Here is an 18,378-nt window from a genome sequence, read left to right on the forward strand (position 1 = left end):
CCTGCCCGTACTGTTCTCCTCGACCGGGCAACCGTTGAACCTCGGACGCGACGAACGCCTCTTCACCCGGGCACAACGCCTCGCGATCAGCATCCGCGACGGCGGCTGCATGGAACCCGGCTGCGACCGACCACCCTCCTGGACCGAGATCCACCACATCAGGCACTGGAAACGCGACCACGGGAACACGAACGTCGCCGACGGAATCCTGCTATGCCGCAGAGGTCACCTCCGCGTGCACAACGAGGGCTGGGAGATCACCCGCGACCAGCACGACCAGTACTGGCTCATCCCACCACCCCAGATCGACCCCACCCAGACTCCGCGCCTGATGAAGCCGAACACCCGGACGCAGATCACCCACCCCGTCACCCTCCCCGACGAGCTCGAACCCGCTGCCACCGCCACGGGGTAGAACTCCGCCCGCGCTCCGACCGCGCTCCGCCTGCGCTCCGTCTGCGCTTCGACCGAGCTGCGTCTGCGCTTCGACCGCGGACTCCGTCCGGGCCTCAGCGACCGGAACCTCCGCACCACTCAACGTCTACCCGCTCGCTGAGAGCCGAGCGAAGCGACCGCCCGAAGCGCGCGCCACGGCCACCACATCCGAGCCCGCACAGCCCATCTGGGGTCCCTCCCGACGTTCCCTGCCCCCGGAACCTGAAGTCTCGATTCAGTCCCCAGCACTCTGGACCCACGCAGCAACCAACGCAGGCCGCACGGTCCAACGTGACCCACATGTCAACAAGCGTCGGAACCCTCCACACCTCGGCGAACGTGCGCCCCTGCGAACGGGCGCCTGAGACGCAAGAAACCCCACTCCCGAAGGAGCAGGGGCTTCTCGACACCAACGCCGCACCCAGCGGCCCAGCGACCAGCGACCAGCGACCAGCTGACCGTCTACGCGAAGAGCGCCTCGATCGGCCCGCGCGCGAAGTAGATCAGGAAGCCGATGGCCACCACCCACAGCAGCGGACTGACCTGCTTCGCCTTGCCCGACAAGGAGCGCACGACGACCCAGGCGAGGAAGCCGGCACCGATTCCATTGGCGATCGAGTAGGTCAAGGGCATGATCACGACGGTGAGGAACACCGGCAGCAGCACCGAGAACTCGCTGAGGTCGATGCCCCTGATCTGGCTCATCATGAGCGCACCCACGATGACGAGAGCGGCTGCGGCGACCTCCTGCGGAACGATCGCGGCGATCGGGGTGAAGAACATCGCAGCGATGAAGAGCAGACCCGTCACGATGTTGGCGAAGCCGGTACGCGCTCCCTCACTGATGCCCGAACCCGACTCGATGAACACGGTGTTCGACGAGCTCGAGGTGAAGCCACCGGCGACAGCGCCGACACCCTCGACGATGAGCGCGGAACGAAGCCGCGGGAAGTTTCCCTTGTCGTCGGCGAGTCCGGCCTCCTTCGAGAGACCCGTCATCGTGCCCATGGCGTCGAAGAAGTTGGTGAAGACGAGAGTGAAGACGAGCATCAGCACGGTGAGGAATCCGACCTTGCCGAAGTCGAAGCTCACAGCACCGACGAGGCTGAGGTCGGGAAGGGCGAACCAGTTGCCCGGGATGACCGGAACCGACAGACCCCACCCGATCCCCGGGTTGGTGACGGCGCTGCCGAGGTGCCCGATGGCCTCCACGATGACGGCCAGCACGGTTCCGCTCACGAGACCGATGAGGATGGCGCCCTTGACCTTGCGAGCCATGAGAACACCCGTGAGAAGCAGAGTCACGACGAAGACGATCGCGGGCCACGTGGCGATGGAACCGCCGATGCCGAGGCCGACGGGCGGTGATGCGTTTCCGGTCGAGGTGACGATGCCGGCGTCGACCAGACCGATGAAGGCGATGAACAGACCGATACCGACCGTGATGGCGATCTTCAGCTCGTAGGGCACCGCGTTGAAGATGAGACGGCGCAGACCCGTGGCAGCGAGCAGGACGATGACGAGTCCGTTGATGACCACGAGGCCCATCGCCTCGGGCCAGGTGACCACTCCGACCACGCTGAAGGCGAGGAAGGAGTTGATACCGAGCCCGGCAGCGAACGCGAACGGCAGACGAGCGATGAGACCGAACAGGATCGTCATCACACCGGCGGTGAGCGCCGTGACGGCACCGACCTGACCGAAGTCGAGGGTGTTGCCGAGCACGTCGGGCTTGCCCGACAGGATGATCGGGTTGAGGATCACGATGTAGGCCATCGTGACGAAGGTCACGACCCCGCCGCGCACCTCGCCGCCGAAGCTGGAGCCACGGGCCGAGATCTGGAAGTAGGAGTCGAGACGGCCCTTGAGGCCGCCCTTGTCAGTCTGCGGCTCAGCCGTCTGGGTGCTCGAATTCACAGACCGATCCTAGAGGCAATCCAGACTGCTGGTGTACGTGGTCGCCGCAGCGGCTGCGGCATCCGTCCCCTCGATCTTCAGTAGCATCACAGCAGGCCTCTCGGGGCCCTCGGAAAGACGAAGAAGGAGCGAGATGGCCCTCCCCTGGACCCTGCACGGCGACGGCACGACGATGGGACCGACGGATGTCGTCCTCCCGGGTGAACGCCTGAGCTGGCCCCGCACAATCGGCCTCGGCATGCAGCACGTCGTGGCGATGTTCGGCGCCACCTTCCTGGTTCCGATCCTCACAGACTTCCCGCCATCGACGACGCTGTTCTTCTCGGGCATCGGCACGATCCTCTTCCTGCTGATCACGCAGAACCGACTGCCGAGCTACCTCGGGTCCTCGTTCGCGTTCATCGCCCCCATCGTCGCGGCCACGGCGACGGCCGGCACCGGCAGCGCCCTGTTCGGCATCGTGGTGGTCGGCGCCCTTCTGGCGATCATCGGCGGCATCGTGATCGTCACGGGCTCAGGCTGGATCGACGCCCTGATGCCTCCCGTCGTGTCGGGTGCGATCGTCGCGCTCATCGGGTTCAACCTGGCCCCCGCCGCCAAGGCGAACTTCACCGAGGCTCCCGTGACGGCACTCATCACGCTGGCGGCAGTCGTGCTCTGCACGGTGCTCTTCCGCGGACTGCTCGGCCGCCTGTCCATCTTCATCGGCGTGGTGATCGGCTACATCGCGGCCGTCGCCTTCGGCCAGGTCGACTTCTCAGCACTCGAGAAGGCGGCCTGGATCGGCCTGCCCGACTTCCGTTGGGCCGCGAATCCCTTCACCGATGCCGCCGCGACCTTCGGGGTGCTTCCGGCGTTCCTTCCTGTGGTGCTCGTGCTCATCGCCGAGAACGTCGGCCACATCCGCGGAGTCGCCCAGATGACCGGCGACCCGAAGGTCAACGCCCTCACCGGACGCGCACTGCTCGCCGACGGACTGTCGACGATGCTGGCCGGCTTCGGCGGCGGCTCGGGCACGACGACCTACGGCGAGAACATCGGCGTGATGGCGGCGACCCGTGTCTACTCCACCGCCGCCTACTGGGTGGCCGGCACCTTCGCCGTCCTGCTCGGACTCTCCCCCAAGATGGGCGCCCTCATCAACACCATCCCGGCGGGAGTGCTCGGCGGCGTCACGACGGCTCTCTACGGCCTGATCGGCATCATCGGCGTGAAGATCTGGGTCGACAACAAGGTCGACTTCTCCCGCCCGATCAACCAGATGACGGCCGGTGTGGCGCTCATCATCGGCATCGCCGACTTCACGCTGCACGCCGGCGCATTCACCTTCAACGGAATCGCACTCGGAACGATCGCCGCCATCGTGATCTACCACGTGATGAAGGCCATCTCGCGGGTGCGCGGAACAGGCTGATCGGCGCCTAGTGGTGGAAGTACGGGATGATCAGGTAGATGCCGTACAACACAGCGGCACCGGCGACGGCGAAGCACGCGTATGCAGCCCACAGGGCGAGGCGCTTCTGGCCGTCGGTCAACGGGTTCTTCTTCGCTGCCTTCTTCTGGCGCTTGGCCGCGGCCTTCGACTCCTCCGGCGTGATGACGGTGATGGCATCGGTGAAGGAAGCCGGCTCCACGAGCGGCGCGCGCCCTGAGGCGGCGAGCAGACGAAGGCCGAAGGAGTACGCGCTCACGACGATGGACGTCACGAGCAGCGAAGCCACGGCGACGAGGAGGAATGCCGACCAGTCGATCACAGGGACACCTTCTTGATCGGCTTCGGGTTGCGTTTGATCTTGACGGCCTCACCGGATGCCGCGACCTCGCTGGTGACGTTGTTCGCCGTGACGGCACCGTTCCGACGCGACTGCCAGAAGATCCCGAGGATGACGATGACGCCGACGACGGTGTCGATCACGATGCCGACGGTGCCGAGCTTGGTGATGGCTGCGGCGATCCCGCCGACGATAGCCGCGGACGGGAGCGTCAGCACCCAGCCGATGCCGATGCGTCCGGCTGTCGCCCAGCGCACGGTCGAGCCACGGCGACCGAGTCCGGATCCGATGACGGATCCTGAAGCCACCTGCGTCGTCGACAGCGCGAAGCCGAGGTTGGTGGAGGCGAGGATCGTCGTCGCCGTGCTGGTCTCGGCTGCGAATCCCTGGGCCGGCTTCACGTCGGTCAGGCCGGTGCCGAGGGTCTTGATGATGCGCCAGCCGCCCATGTAGGTTCCGAGAGCGATCGCCAGACCGCAGGTGATGATGACCCACGGCTCGATCACGCCGGTGTCGGTCTGGATCCCGGCGGCGATGAGGGTGAGAGTGATGATGCCCATGGTCTTCTGGGCGTCGTTCGTCCCGTGGGCGAGGGCGACCAGGGAGCTGGAGAAGATCTGGCCATACCTGAAGCCGTCTCGCCCGTCTGGCCGGGAGTCGTAACGACGGGTGATGGCGTAGGCGAGCTTCGTGGCCGTGTAGGCGACCAGTCCGGCGATGACCGGGGCCAGCAGCGCGGGGATGATCACCTTGTCGAGCAGCACGATCCAGTCCACGGGCTCGAGGCTCCACGCACCGACGATGGCAGCTCCGATGAGACCACCGAAGAGCGCGTGGCTCGAACTCGACGGCAGCCCGAACAGCCAGGTCGCCATGTTCCAGACGATGGCGCCGATGAGGCCGGCGAAGATGAGTTCCGGCGTGATGAGCACGCCCTCGGAACCCTCCTTGATGATGCCGCCCGAGATCGTGAGGGCGACAGCGGTCGAGAGGAACGCACCGACCAGATTGAGGATCGCCGCGAGACCGACGGCGACCTTCGGCTTCATGGCACCCGTGGCGATCGGCGTCGCCATCGCATTCGCGGTGTCGTGGAATCCGTTGGTGAAATCGAAGAACAGAGCCAGCACGATGACCAGCACGACGATCAGGGTGAGATCCACCGGCGTCTTTCTTTCAGGAGGAGACCCGATGAAGATTTCACCGGACGTTCACCGCTTCGCGGTTGTTGTCGATCATGAGCGCGATACCCACGACGATGCTCGCACCCTCGCGCGCCGAGGTCAACCTGAGCGACTGTCAGCTCTCCCCGACCACGGAAGACAGATCGGAACCGAAGGTGAAACTGCGTCGCACCGTGCCGCCCGCGAGCACGCCGGGCAGCCAGAATCGTGCGTCATCCCACATCAGATCGAGAGGAACGGCGTCCAGATCGAACCATTCCGGATCGAGCTCGTCGGATGCCGCCGGCTCACCCGACCACGATCGGCAGACGAAGACGGTCGACTCCTGGCTCCAGGCCTCGCGGTGCGGGAAGGAATAGCTGAGCAGGCCCCGCTCCTCGAGGGAGGCCGGATCGACGACCAGTCCGACCTCCTCGAGCACCTCGCGGACGATGGCTTCGGCGGCTGTCTCCCCCGGCTCGAGCTTGCCGCCGGGGCCGACGTACTTACCCTGACCGAGGCCGATCTTCTTGCGCCCGAGAAGCACGCGCGTGACGCCGTCGGCATCGGTGCGCAGGAGATAGCAGACGCAGACCTGGGGCAGCACGCTCAGTCGAATCAGGGAGTCGGACGGGTCGGCTGGCTCAACCGAAGAGGACGGCGGCCTCGTCGTACCGCGACGGCGGGACGACGTTGAGGGCGCCCGTGGCCTCGCGGATCGAGACGCGAGCGATGTCGGTGCCGCGCAGGGTCACCATCTCGCCCCAGGCCTCGTCGTGGACGGCATCCACGGCGGCCATGCCGAGGCGGGTGGCGAGAACGCGGTCGTAGGCCGACGGAGCACCGCCGCGCTGGATGTGGCCGAGCACCGTGGCGCGCGACTCGATGCCCGTGCGCTCCTCGATCATGGGCGCGAGGATCTCGGCGATGCCGCCGAGACGCGGACGGTTGAAGGCGTCGAGGCCCTTGTGCGAGTGCTCCGACTCCATGTCGCTGAGACGGAAGCCCTCGGCGACGACGATGACGGGTGCACGTCCGCGGTCGCGCACGCTTTCGACCCATTCGCAGATCTGCTCGATGGACTGCGGCTGCTCCGGTACGAGGATGGCGTGGGCGCCACCCGCCATGCCGGAGTGCAGGGCGATCCAGCCGACGTGGCGTCCCATGACCTCGACGATCATGCAGCGACCGTGCGAGTCGGCCGTGGTGCGGAGGCGGTCGATGGCCTCGGTCGCGATCTCGACGGCCGTGTCGAAGCCGAAGGAGTAGTCGGTGGAGGCGAGGTCGTTGTCGATGGTCTTGGGAACGCCGACCACCTTGATGCCACCCTCGTCGACGAGGCGCCGGGCCGCCGTGAGAGTGCCCTCGCCGCCGATCGCGATGATGGCGTCGATGCCGTTGGCGTCGAGCATCCGCTGGATGTTCTCGGGGCCGCCGCCGTCACCCTCGAAGGGGTTCGTGCGCGAGGAGTGCAGGATGGTTCCGCCCTGACGGGAGAGACCGCGCACCTCCTGGCGGGGAAGGGGGACGATGTCGCCCTCGACGACTCCGCGCCAGCCCCAGCGGAACCCGACGAACTCGGCTTCATGCGAGATGACTCCCCGCAGGACGGCGCCGCGGATGACGGCGTTCAAGCCGGGGCAGTCGCCCCCGCTCGTCAGAATCCCGATCTTCATAGCTCTCTGAGGCTCCTTGAATCAAACGTGTGCAGACGCCGCTTCATCGGGGCGAGGATGTCGCTCCGGAGTCTATCTGTGACCTCGCACCCGGCGCGAAATCAGCCGGGGGCGAGGCCGCAGACGTGTCTGAACCGTGATCGTGGGTCGGCTACAGCGTGCCGTCGAGCGCCTGGCGCAACAGGTGCTGCAGGGCGTCGAGCTGCACCGAGTCCGCACTCACGATCTCCTGGTCCGACCCGTCGAGCGCTCGGGCGGCGAGGCCCTGCTTCGCATCGATGAGTTCGGCGATCTTGGAGTCGATGGTGTGTGCCGCGATGATGCGCCAGGCCGTGACGGGCTCGTCCTGGCCGATGCGGTGCACCCGGTCGATCGCCTGGGTCTGCTCGGCGGCCGTCCAGCTGAGCTCGGCGAGCACGACGTTCGACGCCGCCTGGAGGTTGACGCCGACGCCGGCCGCCGTGAGCGAGCAGACGGCGACAGCCACCTCGGGGTCGTTGTTGAACGCGTCGATGGCAGCCTGGCGGGCGAGCGCCGACTGGTCCCCGCGCAGGGAGACGGTCTTGAGGTCGGCCTTCGCGAGGATCTCCTCGGCCGTGTCCATAACGTCGATGTGCTTCGCGAAGAAGACCACCTTGCCGACCGAGCGCGCGAGCTGGGCGGCGTAGTCCGCCGCCAGCGCGGCCTTCGCCTGACCGATCTTGCGCACCATGGTGAAGACGTTCTCGCCGCTCTTGGCCGACTTCGACTCCTCGAGCTCCGCCGTGGCGACGGCACGCACGAACGAGTCGTACTGGTCGTCGTCGAGCTGCCCGCGGGTGAGCTCGCGCGTGCGGAGGAGGGCGTCGAACCTGTCGCGCAGTCGGTAGCCCAGCTCGCGCTCCGCCTGACGGATGCTGCGACCCAGGTCGTCGTCGAGCTCGACAGGGAGATCGGCGATGCGCTTGGCCGGAAGGTCGGCTGCGACGTCCACCTTGCGACGACGCACGATGCCCATGTCGATGACGGCGGCACGGGCATCCGCGTAGAAGCCGAAGTCGGCGGGAGTGAGCCCCGTCTCCTCGAGCTTCTGCATGAGCTTCGGGGCCGGCTTGTCGCCGTCGATCCATCCGAGGAACTGCCAGATGGCCCGGAAGTCGTCGACGTCGTTGATGAGGGGGGTACCCGTGAGGGCGAGCAGCAGCGCTTCGCCTCCCGGCGCCTTCTGGCGGATGTGCTGCGCGAGCGCCAGCACGTTCTTCGAACGCTGCGATTGCAGGTTCTTGATGAAGTGCGCCTCGTCGACGACCATGCCCTTGAAGCCGAGCGTGGTGAGCCACGCCATGTGGCGGTCGAGCACGTCGTAGTTGACCACGACGACGTCGGCGAAGGCGTCGAGGGTCTGACCGTCGCCGTGGATGACCGTGGCGCGGCGGTGCGGCGTCCAGCGCTCCACCTCTCGGGCCCAGTTCATCTTCACGACGTTGGGAACGACGGCGAGCAGCGGATAGGCATCGGCGACGGATGCCGCCAGCACGCTCTGCGCCGTCTTGCCGAGTCCGGGCTCGTCGGCGAGCAGGAAGGTGCGGTGACCCTGGCGCACGCTCTCCACGAAGCGTGCCTGGTGCTTCATGATCTCCATGCCGCGCGGTGACAGGCGATCGATCTTCGGGGCCTCCGGCAGCGCCATCGTGGCGGCCTGGCCTCCCGAGCCGTACTCGAACGACTTGAACAGCGGCCCGAGGAGCTCCCAGTTCGCGAGGCGACGCACCGGCACGGCCGGGGCGGTCGGGCGCGAGAAGTCCGGGGCGAGGAACGGGTTGGCGAGCTGACGCGCCTTCACGGACTGCGGGATGACCTGGTTCGCCGCGGGAACGGGCTTGACCTCGGCCTCGCGGGTGATGATGAGCTCGTCGGGGCTGAGCTCGGCTCCGGATTCGAGGAGCCAGTCGCGGCGGAAGCGCTGCGCGACGGTCGAGACACCGGCATCCGGTTCCAACAGGGTGATCAGACTGGTGTCGCGCGCGGCGGTCTTCGCGAGGATCTGCGCGATGCCGTCGAGGCGCTTGAGCAGCTCGGCCCTGGCGGTCTCGTTGAGCTCCTTGTCGGCCTTGACTCGGGCGCGCTCCTCGCGCATGAGCAGCGCGATCACCTGGTACTTGGTGCGGTTAGTCGGTCCGAGCTTGCCGCCCTGGGCCTTCGCCTCGACCTCGCGCACCTTGCGGGCGAGGATGGGGATGATCGGGGCGTCGTCGTCGCGCGACCTCGTTCGGGTGCGCGTCGTTCGCTGATCGGGCATGTGTCCTTCCGTGGTGTCAGGTTCTCGTCATCAGGCCTGCCTGCTCGAAGGAGCCTGCTGCCGGCTGAGGAACGCCTGCGTGAGGAACCCGGACTCAAGCAACGCGCTGATACGCGGTCGAGACGGTGACGGGGTTCGTCGACGCGCGCCTATTCTACGCCGATCCGCGCAGGCATGGGCATCTCGGATGCCGCGCGTCGCCGGAGGCACCCCTCGAGTTCGGTCCTCGAGCTCAGTCCTCGTCGTGGAGGATGCGCTGGAACAGCAGGTGGTCCTGCCAGCGGCCGGCGATGCTCAAGTATCGCGGCGCCAGGCCGAACTGCTCGAAGCCCGAGCGGCGCAGCACGGTCTGCGAGCCGACGTTGTCCAGCAGCGTGCTGGCATCGATGCGGTGCAGGCCGCTGGCCCTCGCGGCCTCGCAGACGTGCCCGACAGCCGCCGTCGCAACGCCCCGGCCCGTCAGCTCACGATCGACCCAGTAGCCGAGGCTGCCGCTCAGGAACGGCCCCCACGTGATGCGGTTCACGGTCATGGTGCCGACGATGCGCTCGCGTTCGGGCTCGTGCTCGTCGCCGGTGCAACGCTCGATGAGCAGCCACGGCACGGCAGCGCGGGTGCTGTACTGCTCGATGGACGTCTGGATGCGCGCCTGCGCCGCCTCGACGGTGAAGAAGTCGTCGGTGCGAGCCGGCTCCCATCGGGCGAGGTGCTCGCGATTGCGGACGTACGCGTCGGTGAGGGCGACGGCATCCGTCTCGCGAAGCAGCCTCAGGAAGATCGAGCGTTCGGGGATGTCGAGAGGGATCACCCGATCGATTCGAGGAAGTAGCCTGATCGGGTGATCGACGACATCAAGAAGCGCGCCCTGCATCGCACCCGCATCCTCGAGGGCCAGTTGCGCGGACTCGAGAAGATGATCGAGAACGAGGACTACTGCGTCGACATCCTCACCTTGTCGCTGTCGATCCAGAAGTCGCTCGGCTCGCTCAACAAGCTGATCGTCGAGAACCACCTGCGCACACACGTCACCGACATGTTCGACGCCGGCGGAGACCAGCGCGAGGCCGCCATCGTCGAGCTTCTGTCGATCTTCGAGCTGCAGGCGCGATCGGCGGCCGCTGATGCCGCATCCGTCACCGGCGAGGGCACCGCGACCGCCTGATCACCGCCGGTCGCCCCTGGTCACGACTGTGGAGGAGCCGACGTCGGGGCCGCTCAGGTTCCACGGGCCGTCGAGGCGAACCAGGCGTCGAGCTCACTCGGCACGTCGGTGATGATGCCGTCGACGCCGAGAGCGCTGGCCTCGGCCCAGGTGTCATCGGAATTGAGCGTGTAGCAGAGCACCCCGAGGTCGGCTCCGTGCATGCGCGTCACGGCCTCGGGCTGCGCCGCGACCGACTTCGCCGTCGTAGCGATGGCGAGCACGCCGAACTTGCGTGCCATCGGCACCGGGTCGGCCGGGAGTTCACGGGCGAGCATGAGCCGCGGATACTGCGGTGCGACGAGCTGGATGTTGGCGAGGGTCTCGAGGCTGAACGACTCGAGCATGATGCGTCCCGACAGCGGCCGGCTCTCGAGCAGGTCGATCACGGTGCGCACCTCGTCGGCGCTCCAGATCGCCTTGAGTTCGATGAGCGCCGACTTCTCGGTCTTCGCGAGCGCGTCGAGGAAGGCCTCGAGGGTCGGGATGCGGGTGCCCGCGTACTCCCGGGCGAAGAACGATCCGGCATCCAACCTCTGCAGCTGCTTCAGCGTGCGGTCGCCCACGCTGTCCTTCTTCCCGGTCACACGCTCGAGGGTGGTGTCGTGGAAGAGAACGGGCACGCCGTCGCTCGTGAGCTGCACATCGGTCTCGACGAAGGCGAGGGCCGGATTGGCGAAGGCGGCCTCGAAGGCCGGCATGGTGTTCTCGGGGGCGACCGAGCGATCGCCACGATGCCCGGCGATGAAGGCCGCCTGCCCCGGAGCCCTGAGGCCACCGAAGACGTCGGCCGCATAGACGCCGCTCACCGACGGGACGACCGCGACGACGAGGGCGAGCCCCAGCACGGCGGAGACGGAGAGGAGGCGGAACCAGTGGGCGGCAGAGCGGATTCCGCGACGCGCGTTCGGGTCGCGGCGGGGGTGCACGGTCAACGGATCGGGTCCTTCCGGCTGCCGAGCGCCTCGTTGCGCCATGCAGGTGGATCGACCCTAACCCATTCGTTACCGTTTCGTTACCCGTCGTTCACCGCGGTCGGCGCCCCATTTCGGGGGTGCGACTGCATGCGCATCATCCGCTCGCAGAGGGCCGAGCTCAGCGGACGACGCGGGCGGCGTACTCCGCGTGGCGCTCCTGCCAGGTGGGCAACCAGCGCTCGAGCCAGGCATCCCAGTCCTGGCCCGTGCCATCGAGGGCCTCGGCGAGGTGGTCGAGGTGCAGGTGCCAGCCGGCGAGTGACATCGCGACGAAGCGCTCTTCCGCGGGGCGGATCAGGTCGATGAATCTCAGCCGGGTGCCGGCATCCGTCGCCCGGAGCTCCCAGCGCAGCAGTCCGTGCTCGGAGTTCGTGAACTCGAGAACATGCGGCGGTTGCCACACCGTCACGGCCCCCGGCCACCAGGCGCCGGCCTCGGGAGAGTTGAGCCAGCGCAGGTCGAACCGACCGCCGACCCCGGGCTCGATCCTCGCGTCGGCCCACCACAGGCGAGTGAGGGCAGGATCAGTGAGCATGGACCAGACTGCGTCGACCGGATGCCCGTAGTCACGCACGAAGCTGATGCGCCAGTCCTCGTCGACCCTCTCGACGGAGCCCAGGGTACCGACCGGATCGAGGGAGCCGACCGTTCCGTCGTCAGCGCCGTCAGGCTCCGACAGGTGTCGCCCGCTCATGTCGGTCTCCTCTCGGACCTCGGTCCCAGCGCCGCCTCGGTGATGCGGTTCGTCATACCCGAGAAGATGACGCCGTGGAACGGCCAGACCGCCCACCAGTACAGACGACCGGTCAACCCCTTCGGGAAGTAGATGGCGCGCTGGCGGTACACCGATCCGCCGCCCTCGGCGGGCTCGGCCGACATCTCGAGCCAGGCCCTGCCCGGCAGGCGCATCTCGGCACGCAGGCGCAGCAGGTGCCCGCGCTCGATCCGCTCGACCCGCCAGAAGTCGAGGGCGTCGCCGGTGTTCAGCGTGCCGGCATCCCGGCGTCCACGGCGCAACCCCACTCCCCCGACCAGCCAGTCCATCCAGCCGCGGATCGCCCAGGCGAGGGGGAACGAGTACCAGCCGTTCTTGCCGCCGACCCCCTCGATGACCCGCCACAGATCGGCCGGCGCTGCTGCGGTGCGCCGCTCGCGCACGTCGGTGTAGACGAGGGTGCCCGCCCAGTCGGGGTCACTCGGCAGCGGGTCGCTCGGCGCGCCCTCGACCGCGGAGTCGCGCCAGCTGGTCTCGACCTCTCCGTCGCGTTCCCGCTGCAGGGCCAGGCGAACAGCACGCCGGTAGCCGGTCAGCCCCTCGGCGGGCGGCGGGATGACGGCGTCGATGTCGTGTTCACGCACCACGCAGTCGACCTGCAGCGACTCGATGATGGGCACGGCGAGCGAACGCGGAATGGGCGTGACGAGGTTGACCCACTGCGAGGCCAGCCAGGGGGTGAGAACCGGGAGCGCCGCGATGGGCCGCTGGTGCAGGCCGGACTCGAGGGCGTAGCCGTTCATCATCTGTCCGTAGCGCAGCACATCGGGCCCGCCGATGTCGAAGGTGCGATTGACGCGGGCATCCACGGATGCCGCCTCGATCAGGTAGTGCAGCACGTCGCGCACGGCGATCGGCTGGATGAAGTTGCGCACCCACTTCGGCGCCGGCATGTAGGGCAGCACCTCGGTGAGGTGGCGGATCATCTCGAAGGAGGTCGAACCGGATCCGATCACGACTCCCGCCTGCAGCACGATCGACGGCACCCCCGATCCGATGAGGATGCGGCCGACCTCGACCCGCGACCGCAGGTGCTTCGAGAGCGGAACGCCGTCGGGATGCAGGCCACCGAGGTAGACGATGCGTCCGACGCCCGCCGCGAAGGCCGCATCGGCGAGGGTCGTGGCGATGGCGCGTTCCCGCGCCTCGAAGTCTCCGCCGCCGCCTCCCATGGAGTGGACGAGGTAGTAGAGCACGTCGGCGCCCTCGGATGCCGCACGTGCCGTCGCTGCATCCGTCAGGTCGCCCGTGACGACCTCGACCTGCTCGGACCACGGGACGTCGGAGAGTCGGTCGGGGTTGCGCACGACGACGCGCACCCTGAAGCCGGCGTCGATGAGGCGTGGGACGAGGCGTCCGCCGATGTAGCCGGTCGCCCCCGTGACGACCGCGAGTCGTGACGCGGCGGTCGTCACCGGCGCTCGTTGCCGCGCTTGTAGTTTCCGGTGGCCTTGGCGAGCAGCAGCTGCGCCGACAGCTCGTCGGCCGACGCCAACGAGGTGACGAGTCTGGCCGCCGACGGTCCGCTCACGGTGACGACGGTGCGACCTCCGCGGGCGACCAAGACCCGGCCGCCGCTCGTGACGCGATAGTCGAACGGGTCGCTCTCGAGGCGACCGCGAGCATCAGTTCCTCCGTTGGACATGATTCGAGCCTAAGCGCAGAACCCCCGAACGTGAACCCCGTTCGGGGGTGCGGCGAGGCAGGCCGCTAGATCAGGCCCTTCGTGTGCCAGACGGTCTTCGTCTCGGTGAACGCCGTGATGCGCCCGAGCGACGGAGCGGCGGCATCGGGACCGTTCTCGGGCTGGAGCACGCGCTTCAGAGTGTCGGCGGCCGAGATCTGCAGGTCGATCCACTCGAGGTCACCGGCGCCGACGAGGTCGAGCGCGTTCACGTCGGCGTGGCTGGCGAGCCACGGAGCGATCTCGGCGGGCGACCCGGTGAGGATGTTCACCACTCCCCCGGGAACATCGCTCGTGGCGAGCACCTCGGAGAGGCTGATGGCCGAGAGCGGCAGCTTCTCGCTGGCAACGACGACGACGGTGTTCCCGGCGACGAGCGCAGGAGCGACAGCCGACACCAGGCCCAGCAGGGACGAGTCCTGCGGCGCGATGATCGCGACGACTCCCGTGGGCTCGGGAACCGAGATGTTGAAGTACGGACCGGCGACGGGGTTGCCGTTGCCTGCGACCTGGGCGTACTTGTCGGCCCAGCCCGCGTACCAGACCCAGCGGTCGATCGCCGTGTCGACCTGGGTGGTGGCCACTGCCGTCGTGACGCCCTCGGCGTCGACGATCTCGGCGATGAACTGGGCGCGACGGCCCTCGAGCAGTTCGGCGATGCGGTAGAGCACCTGGCCACGGTTGTACGAGGTCTGTCCCGACCAACCGCTCACCGCGGCTCGGGCGGCCACGACGGCGTCGCGGGCGTCTTTGCGCGAGGCCTGCGCCGCATTCGCGAGGAACGCGCCCTTCGCGCTCACGATCTCGTAGACGCGACCGGACTCGCTGCGCGGGAACTTGCCGCCGATGTAGAGCTTGTAGGTCTTCGGCACGGCGAGGCGGGTCATTTCGCGGCTCCCTTGATGGCGGCGGGCGATCCCTGACGCTTGGGTCGGGTCGCATTTTCGAGGCTTCCGGAGTCCGTCGGCCTGCCGGCCGGCGGGGCTACCGCCTTTCTTGTCCCCTGCGGGGCCAAGTAGGCAGCGAGGCCGTGGCGACCGCCCTCGCGGCCGTAGCCCGACTCCTTGTAGCCGCCGAACGGCGACGCGGGGTCGAAGCGGTTGAAGGTGTTGGCCCAGACCACACCGGCGCGCAGCTTGTCGGCGACAGCGAGGATGCGGCTGCCCTTGTCGCTCCAGATGCCGGCTGAGAGTCCGTACGGCGTGTTGTTCGCCTTCGCGATGGCCTCGGCCGGAGTGCGGAAGGTCAGAACCGAGAGCACCGGTCCGAAGATCTCGTCGCGAGCGATGCGGTGGCTGGTGGAGACGTTCGTGAAGATCGTCGGCGCGTACCAGAAGCCGTTCTCGGGGATGGCGCAGTCGGCCTGCCAGCGCTCGGCACCCTCCTGCACGCCGATGTCGCTGAGCTCGCGGATGCGTTCCAGCTGCTCGCGCGAGTTGATGGCGCCGATGTCGGTGTTCTTGTCGAGCGGATCGCCGAGGCGCAGCGTCGAGAGGCGGTCCTTGAGGCGGTCGACGACCTCATCGTGGATCGACTCCTGCACGAGCAGACGGCTGCCCGCGCAGCAGACGTGGCCCTGGTTGAAGAAGATGCCGTTGACGATGCCCTCGACGGCCTGGTCGATGGGGGCGTCGTCGAAGACGATGTTCGCGGCCTTGCCGCCGAGCTCGAGGGTGAGCTTCTTGGGCGTTCCGGCGACCTGCTTGGCGATGGCGCGGCCCACGGCGGTCGAGCCGGTGAAGGCGACCTTGTCGACATCGGGATGCGCGACCAGCGCGGCTCCGGTGTCACCGGCGCCGGTGATGATGTTGACGACTCCCGGGGGCAGGTCGGCCTGCTGCACGATCTCGGCGAACAGCAACGCGGTCAGCGGTGTGGTCTCCGCCGGCTTCAGCACGACGGTGTTGCCCGCGGCCAGTGCCGGGGCGATCTTCCACGCGAGCATGAGCAGCGGGAAGTTCCACGGGATGACCTGTGCTGCAACGCCGAGCGATGCGGGGTTCGCGCCGAGTCCGGCGTGGTCGAGCTTGTCGGCCCAGCCCGCGTAGTAGAAGAACCACGCGGCCACGAGGGGCACGTCGACGTCGCGGCTCTCCTTGATCGGCTTGCCGTTGTCGAGCGACTCGGCCACGGCGAGCTCGCGGGCACGCTCCTGCACGAGGCGGGCGATGCGGAACAGGTACTTGCCGCGGTCGCTGCCCGACATGCGCGACCACACCTTGGTGTGGGCGCGGCGCGCAGCGGCGACGGCGGCGTCGACATCCGTCTCCGAAGCCGTCGCGATGGTGGCGATGTGCTCTTCGGTGGCCGGGGAGATGGTCTGGAACGGGGTGCCGTTTCCGGCTCGCCACTCGCCGTCGATGAACAGGCCGTAGTCGCTGCGGAGGTTGAGGACGGCGCGGGATTCGGGCGCCGGGGCGTAGTCGAGGAATGTCATGTCGCTTGCCTTAATCGATCGTCACGTAGTCGGGGCCGGAGTAGTGGCCTGTCGTCATCTTCTGGCGCTGGAGCAGCACGTCGTTGAGCAGGCTCGAGGCTCCGAAGCGGAACAGGTGCGGCGTGAGCCACTCCTCCCCGACGGTCTCCGCCACGGTCACGAGGTACTTGATCGCGTCTTTGGACGTGCGGATGCCGCCGGCGGGCTTGACGCCGATCTTCTGCCCGGTGAGCTTGTGCCAGTCGCGCACCACCTCGAGCATCGACAGGGTCACGGGGAGCGTCGCGGCCGGAGCCACCTTGCCCGTCGAGGTCTTGATGAAGTCGCCGCCCGCGAGGATGGCGAGCCAGGACGCCCGGCGCACGTTGTCGTAGGTGTTGAGCTCGCCGGTCTCGAGGATGACCTTGAGGTGGGCGTAGGTGCCGTCGGTACGGCGGCACGCCTCCTTCACGGCCACGATCTCGTCGTAGACGTCGCCGTAGCGGCCCATGAGGAACGCGCCCCGGTCGATGACCATGTCGATCTCGTCTGCGCCGGCCGAGACGGCGTCGGACGTGTCCTCGAGCTTGATCGAGCGGGAGGACCGGCCGCTGGGGAACGCCGTGGCGACGGCGGCGACCGAGATGCCACCGGCATCCGGGTCTCCGTGTGCCGAGCCGAGAGCCTCGACGGCGTGGGGAACCATGTCGCCGTAGACGCAGACGGCGGCGACGCGCGGCGTGCTCAGGTCGCTGGGGTCGGGCGTGAGCGCCTTGGCGACGAGCGAGCGCACCTTGCCGCGGGTGTCAGCACCCTCGAGGGTGGTGAGGTCGATGAGCTCGATGATCCTGTCGAGCGCCCACTTCTTCGAGGTGGTCTTGATGGAGCGGGTGCCGAGGCCGGCGGCCCGCTGCTCGAGGCCGACGGCGTCGACTCCGGGGATTCCGTGCAGGAAGCGGCGCAGGTTGGCGTCGGTGGCTTCGCCGCCGATCACTGAGAGCGCCTGCTCCCTCTGGACGATCTGGGTTCCGGTCATGGTGTTCCTTGCTTGTTGTACGTCGATGCTCTGAGTACGGGGATGCTCACTGTGGTCAGTGCTCGTCGAGCAGGCTGAGGGCGGTGGCCTCATCGGTGACGAGCACGGTGCAGAGGCCGCTGCGCACCACGGCGTTGGCGACGGCGTGCTTGCCTGCTCCGGCTATCACGGCGATGCTGCGGTCGGATGCGCGGAGCCTGTCGTGCGAGAGGCCGACGGTGCGCGCGTCGAGGCTGGGATCGACGATGTTGCCGTCGGCGTCGATGTATCGGCCGACGACGTCGCCGACAGCGCCCTTGCGGACGAGTTCGTGCACGTCGTCGACGGTCAGGTAGCCGCTGTCCACCAGCACGGAGTGCTCGTCGGCCGTGCCGGCCGAGTAGAGGTAGGCGTTGGCGGTCGCCGCCATCTCGAGCACGGCCGAGACGGCGCGGTCGCCCTCGATGGCGAGCTTGGTCTCGAGCCGCTCGAGAATGGCGGGGCTCGGCAGCAGGGTGGCCTGGCCGCCGGCCTTCTGGGCGATGGTGACGGCGGTGGTGGCCGCCGTGCCCGCTCGCCGGTTGAGGCTGACGCCGCCGTTGATCTGCACGACGTTGACGCCGGTCGACCAGCCGTCCTTGAGGTGCTCCGAGACCTCGTACAGGGTGCGACCCCACGAGATGCCGAGTGTGCGCGGGATCGGACGGATGGAGGCGAGGTAGTCGGCGGCGGCCTGGGCCGTGCGCGCCTGCAACTCCTCCTCGCCGGTGATACCGGCCGTGGAGACCACGATGGCGTCCTTGAGGCCGCGCTCCTCGCGGAGGCGGCGCTCGATGGGGAGCCGGCGGGCGCGCGGATGCACGATCTCGATTCGGATGAAGCCGTTGGTCTTCGCCTGCGCGAGGAGCCGACCCACCTTCCAGCGGGTGAGGCGGAGGATCGACCCGATCTCGTCCTGGGTCTTGTCCTCTTCGTAGTAGAGCTCGGCCGCACGGATGCTGAGCAGTTCGTCGGACTCGATCATCGGCCACCTCCTGCACTGCGTTGCCGTCCCCTCCAGCGTAGGCAC

General features: G+C 68.1%; 18 protein-coding genes. 3 read left to right on the plus strand and 15 right to left on the minus strand.

Going from position 1 to position 18,378, the window contains the following annotated elements:
• On the plus strand, window positions 1-415 hold a 415-nt coding region (locus tag E4M00_RS13365), incomplete at its 5' end, for an HNH endonuclease signature motif containing protein (protein WP_135121017.1).
• A gap of 482 nt (window positions 416-897) precedes the next feature.
• Here the strand turns inward: E4M00_RS13365 and E4M00_RS13370 are convergent.
• Complete coding sequence (locus E4M00_RS13370) at window positions 898-2,352, minus strand: NCS2 family permease (RefSeq protein ID WP_135121018.1); 1,455 nt, start codon at window positions 2,350-2,352, stop codon at window positions 898-900.
• A 133-nt stretch (window positions 2,353-2,485) separates the two neighbouring features.
• Between E4M00_RS13370 and E4M00_RS13375 the strand changes: the two genes are divergently transcribed.
• On the plus strand, window positions 2,486-3,766 hold the full coding sequence (locus tag E4M00_RS13375; RefSeq protein ID WP_135121019.1) for a uracil-xanthine permease family protein: 1,281 nt from the start codon (window positions 2,486-2,488) through the stop codon (window positions 3,764-3,766).
• 7 nt (window positions 3,767-3,773) lie between these two features.
• Here the strand turns inward: E4M00_RS13375 and E4M00_RS13380 are convergent, their stop codons facing one another.
• The 6 genes from E4M00_RS13380 to E4M00_RS13405 all read right to left on the minus strand — a co-directional run bounded on the left by E4M00_RS13380 (window position 3,774) and on the right by E4M00_RS13405 (window position 10,049).
• On the minus strand, window positions 3,774-4,106 hold the full coding sequence (locus tag E4M00_RS13380; RefSeq protein WP_135121020.1) for a peptidase: 333 nt from the start codon (window positions 4,104-4,106) through the stop codon (window positions 3,774-3,776).
• Window positions 4,103-5,287 (minus strand): inorganic phosphate transporter, encoded by a 1,185-nt coding sequence (locus E4M00_RS13385; protein ID WP_135121021.1) that lies wholly within the window; start codon window positions 5,285-5,287, stop codon window positions 4,103-4,105. The genes E4M00_RS13380 and E4M00_RS13385 overlap by 4 nt, the downstream gene beginning before the upstream one ends.
• Window positions 5,288-5,423: 136 nt before the next feature.
• Complete coding sequence (locus E4M00_RS13390; protein WP_167756898.1) at window positions 5,424-5,894, minus strand: 8-oxo-dGTP diphosphatase; 471 nt, start codon at window positions 5,892-5,894, stop codon at window positions 5,424-5,426.
• A 37-nt stretch (window positions 5,895-5,931) separates the two neighbouring features.
• Window positions 5,932-6,963, minus strand: coding sequence for a 6-phosphofructokinase (locus E4M00_RS13395; protein WP_135121023.1), 1,032 nt, complete (start codon window positions 6,961-6,963; stop codon window positions 5,932-5,934).
• Window positions 6,964-7,114: 151 nt separating this feature from the next.
• A complete protein-coding gene (locus E4M00_RS13400) occupies window positions 7,115-9,241 on the minus strand; it encodes a DEAD/DEAH box helicase (RefSeq protein WP_135121024.1) in 2,127 nt (708 codons plus the stop codon).
• Window positions 9,242-9,473: 232 nt separating this feature from the next.
• A complete protein-coding gene (locus E4M00_RS13405) occupies window positions 9,474-10,049 on the minus strand; it encodes a GNAT family N-acetyltransferase (protein WP_240037119.1) in 576 nt (191 codons plus the stop codon).
• Window positions 10,050-10,079: 30 nt separating this feature from the next.
• Between E4M00_RS13405 and E4M00_RS13410 the strand changes: the two genes are divergently transcribed.
• Window positions 10,080-10,403 carry a metal-sensitive transcriptional regulator gene (locus E4M00_RS13410; protein WP_135121026.1) on the plus strand — a complete coding sequence of 108 codons (324 nt, stop codon included), beginning with the start codon at window positions 10,080-10,082 and terminating at the stop codon, window positions 10,401-10,403.
• A gap of 53 nt (window positions 10,404-10,456) precedes the next feature.
• Here E4M00_RS13410 and E4M00_RS13415 read toward each other — a convergent pair whose 3' ends face one another.
• From E4M00_RS13415 to E4M00_RS13450, 8 genes are all read right to left on the minus strand, one after another.
• Window positions 10,457-11,371 (minus strand): glycerophosphodiester phosphodiesterase, encoded by a 915-nt coding sequence (locus E4M00_RS13415; RefSeq protein ID WP_240037147.1) that lies wholly within the window; start codon window positions 11,369-11,371, stop codon window positions 10,457-10,459.
• Between the two features lie 166 nt (window positions 11,372-11,537).
• Entirely contained in the window at window positions 11,538-12,113 is a 576-nt protein-coding gene (locus E4M00_RS13420; RefSeq protein ID WP_135121028.1) for an SRPBCC family protein, read from the minus strand.
• Complete coding sequence (locus E4M00_RS13425; protein ID WP_135121029.1) at window positions 12,110-13,609, minus strand: SDR family oxidoreductase; 1,500 nt, start codon at window positions 13,607-13,609, stop codon at window positions 12,110-12,112. The genes E4M00_RS13420 and E4M00_RS13425 overlap by 4 nt, the downstream gene beginning before the upstream one ends.
• Window positions 13,606-13,839 carry a hypothetical protein gene (locus tag E4M00_RS13430; protein ID WP_056164057.1) on the minus strand — a complete coding sequence of 78 codons (234 nt, stop codon included), beginning with the start codon at window positions 13,837-13,839 and terminating at the stop codon, window positions 13,606-13,608. Before E4M00_RS13430 ends, E4M00_RS13425 begins: the two co-directional genes overlap by 4 nt.
• Before the next feature lie 65 nt (window positions 13,840-13,904).
• Window positions 13,905-14,765: an aldehyde dehydrogenase family protein gene (locus E4M00_RS13435; RefSeq protein WP_135121030.1), complete on the minus strand. Its 861-nt coding sequence runs from the start codon at window positions 14,763-14,765 to the stop codon at window positions 13,905-13,907.
• The gene (locus E4M00_RS13440) at window positions 14,762-16,315 is read right to left on the minus strand and encodes an aldehyde dehydrogenase family protein (RefSeq protein ID WP_240037120.1); all 1,554 of its coding nucleotides are present in this window, start codon (window positions 16,313-16,315) and stop codon (window positions 14,762-14,764) included. The genes E4M00_RS13435 and E4M00_RS13440 overlap by 4 nt, the downstream gene beginning before the upstream one ends.
• A 10-nt stretch (window positions 16,316-16,325) precedes the next feature.
• Window positions 16,326-17,330, minus strand: coding sequence for a deoxyribose-phosphate aldolase (deoC, locus tag E4M00_RS13445; protein WP_135121031.1), 1,005 nt, complete (start codon window positions 17,328-17,330; stop codon window positions 16,326-16,328).
• 55 nt (window positions 17,331-17,385) lie between these two features.
• On the minus strand, window positions 17,386-18,333 hold the full coding sequence (locus E4M00_RS13450) for a sugar-binding transcriptional regulator (RefSeq protein ID WP_056164068.1): 948 nt from the start codon (window positions 18,331-18,333) through the stop codon (window positions 17,386-17,388).
• Window positions 18,334-18,378 lie beyond the last annotated feature (45 nt).

The sequence above is a fragment of the Orlajensenia leifsoniae genome (assembly GCF_004570845.1).
Taxonomy (GTDB): Bacteria; Actinomycetota; Actinomycetes; order Actinomycetales; family Microbacteriaceae; genus Orlajensenia; species Orlajensenia leifsoniae.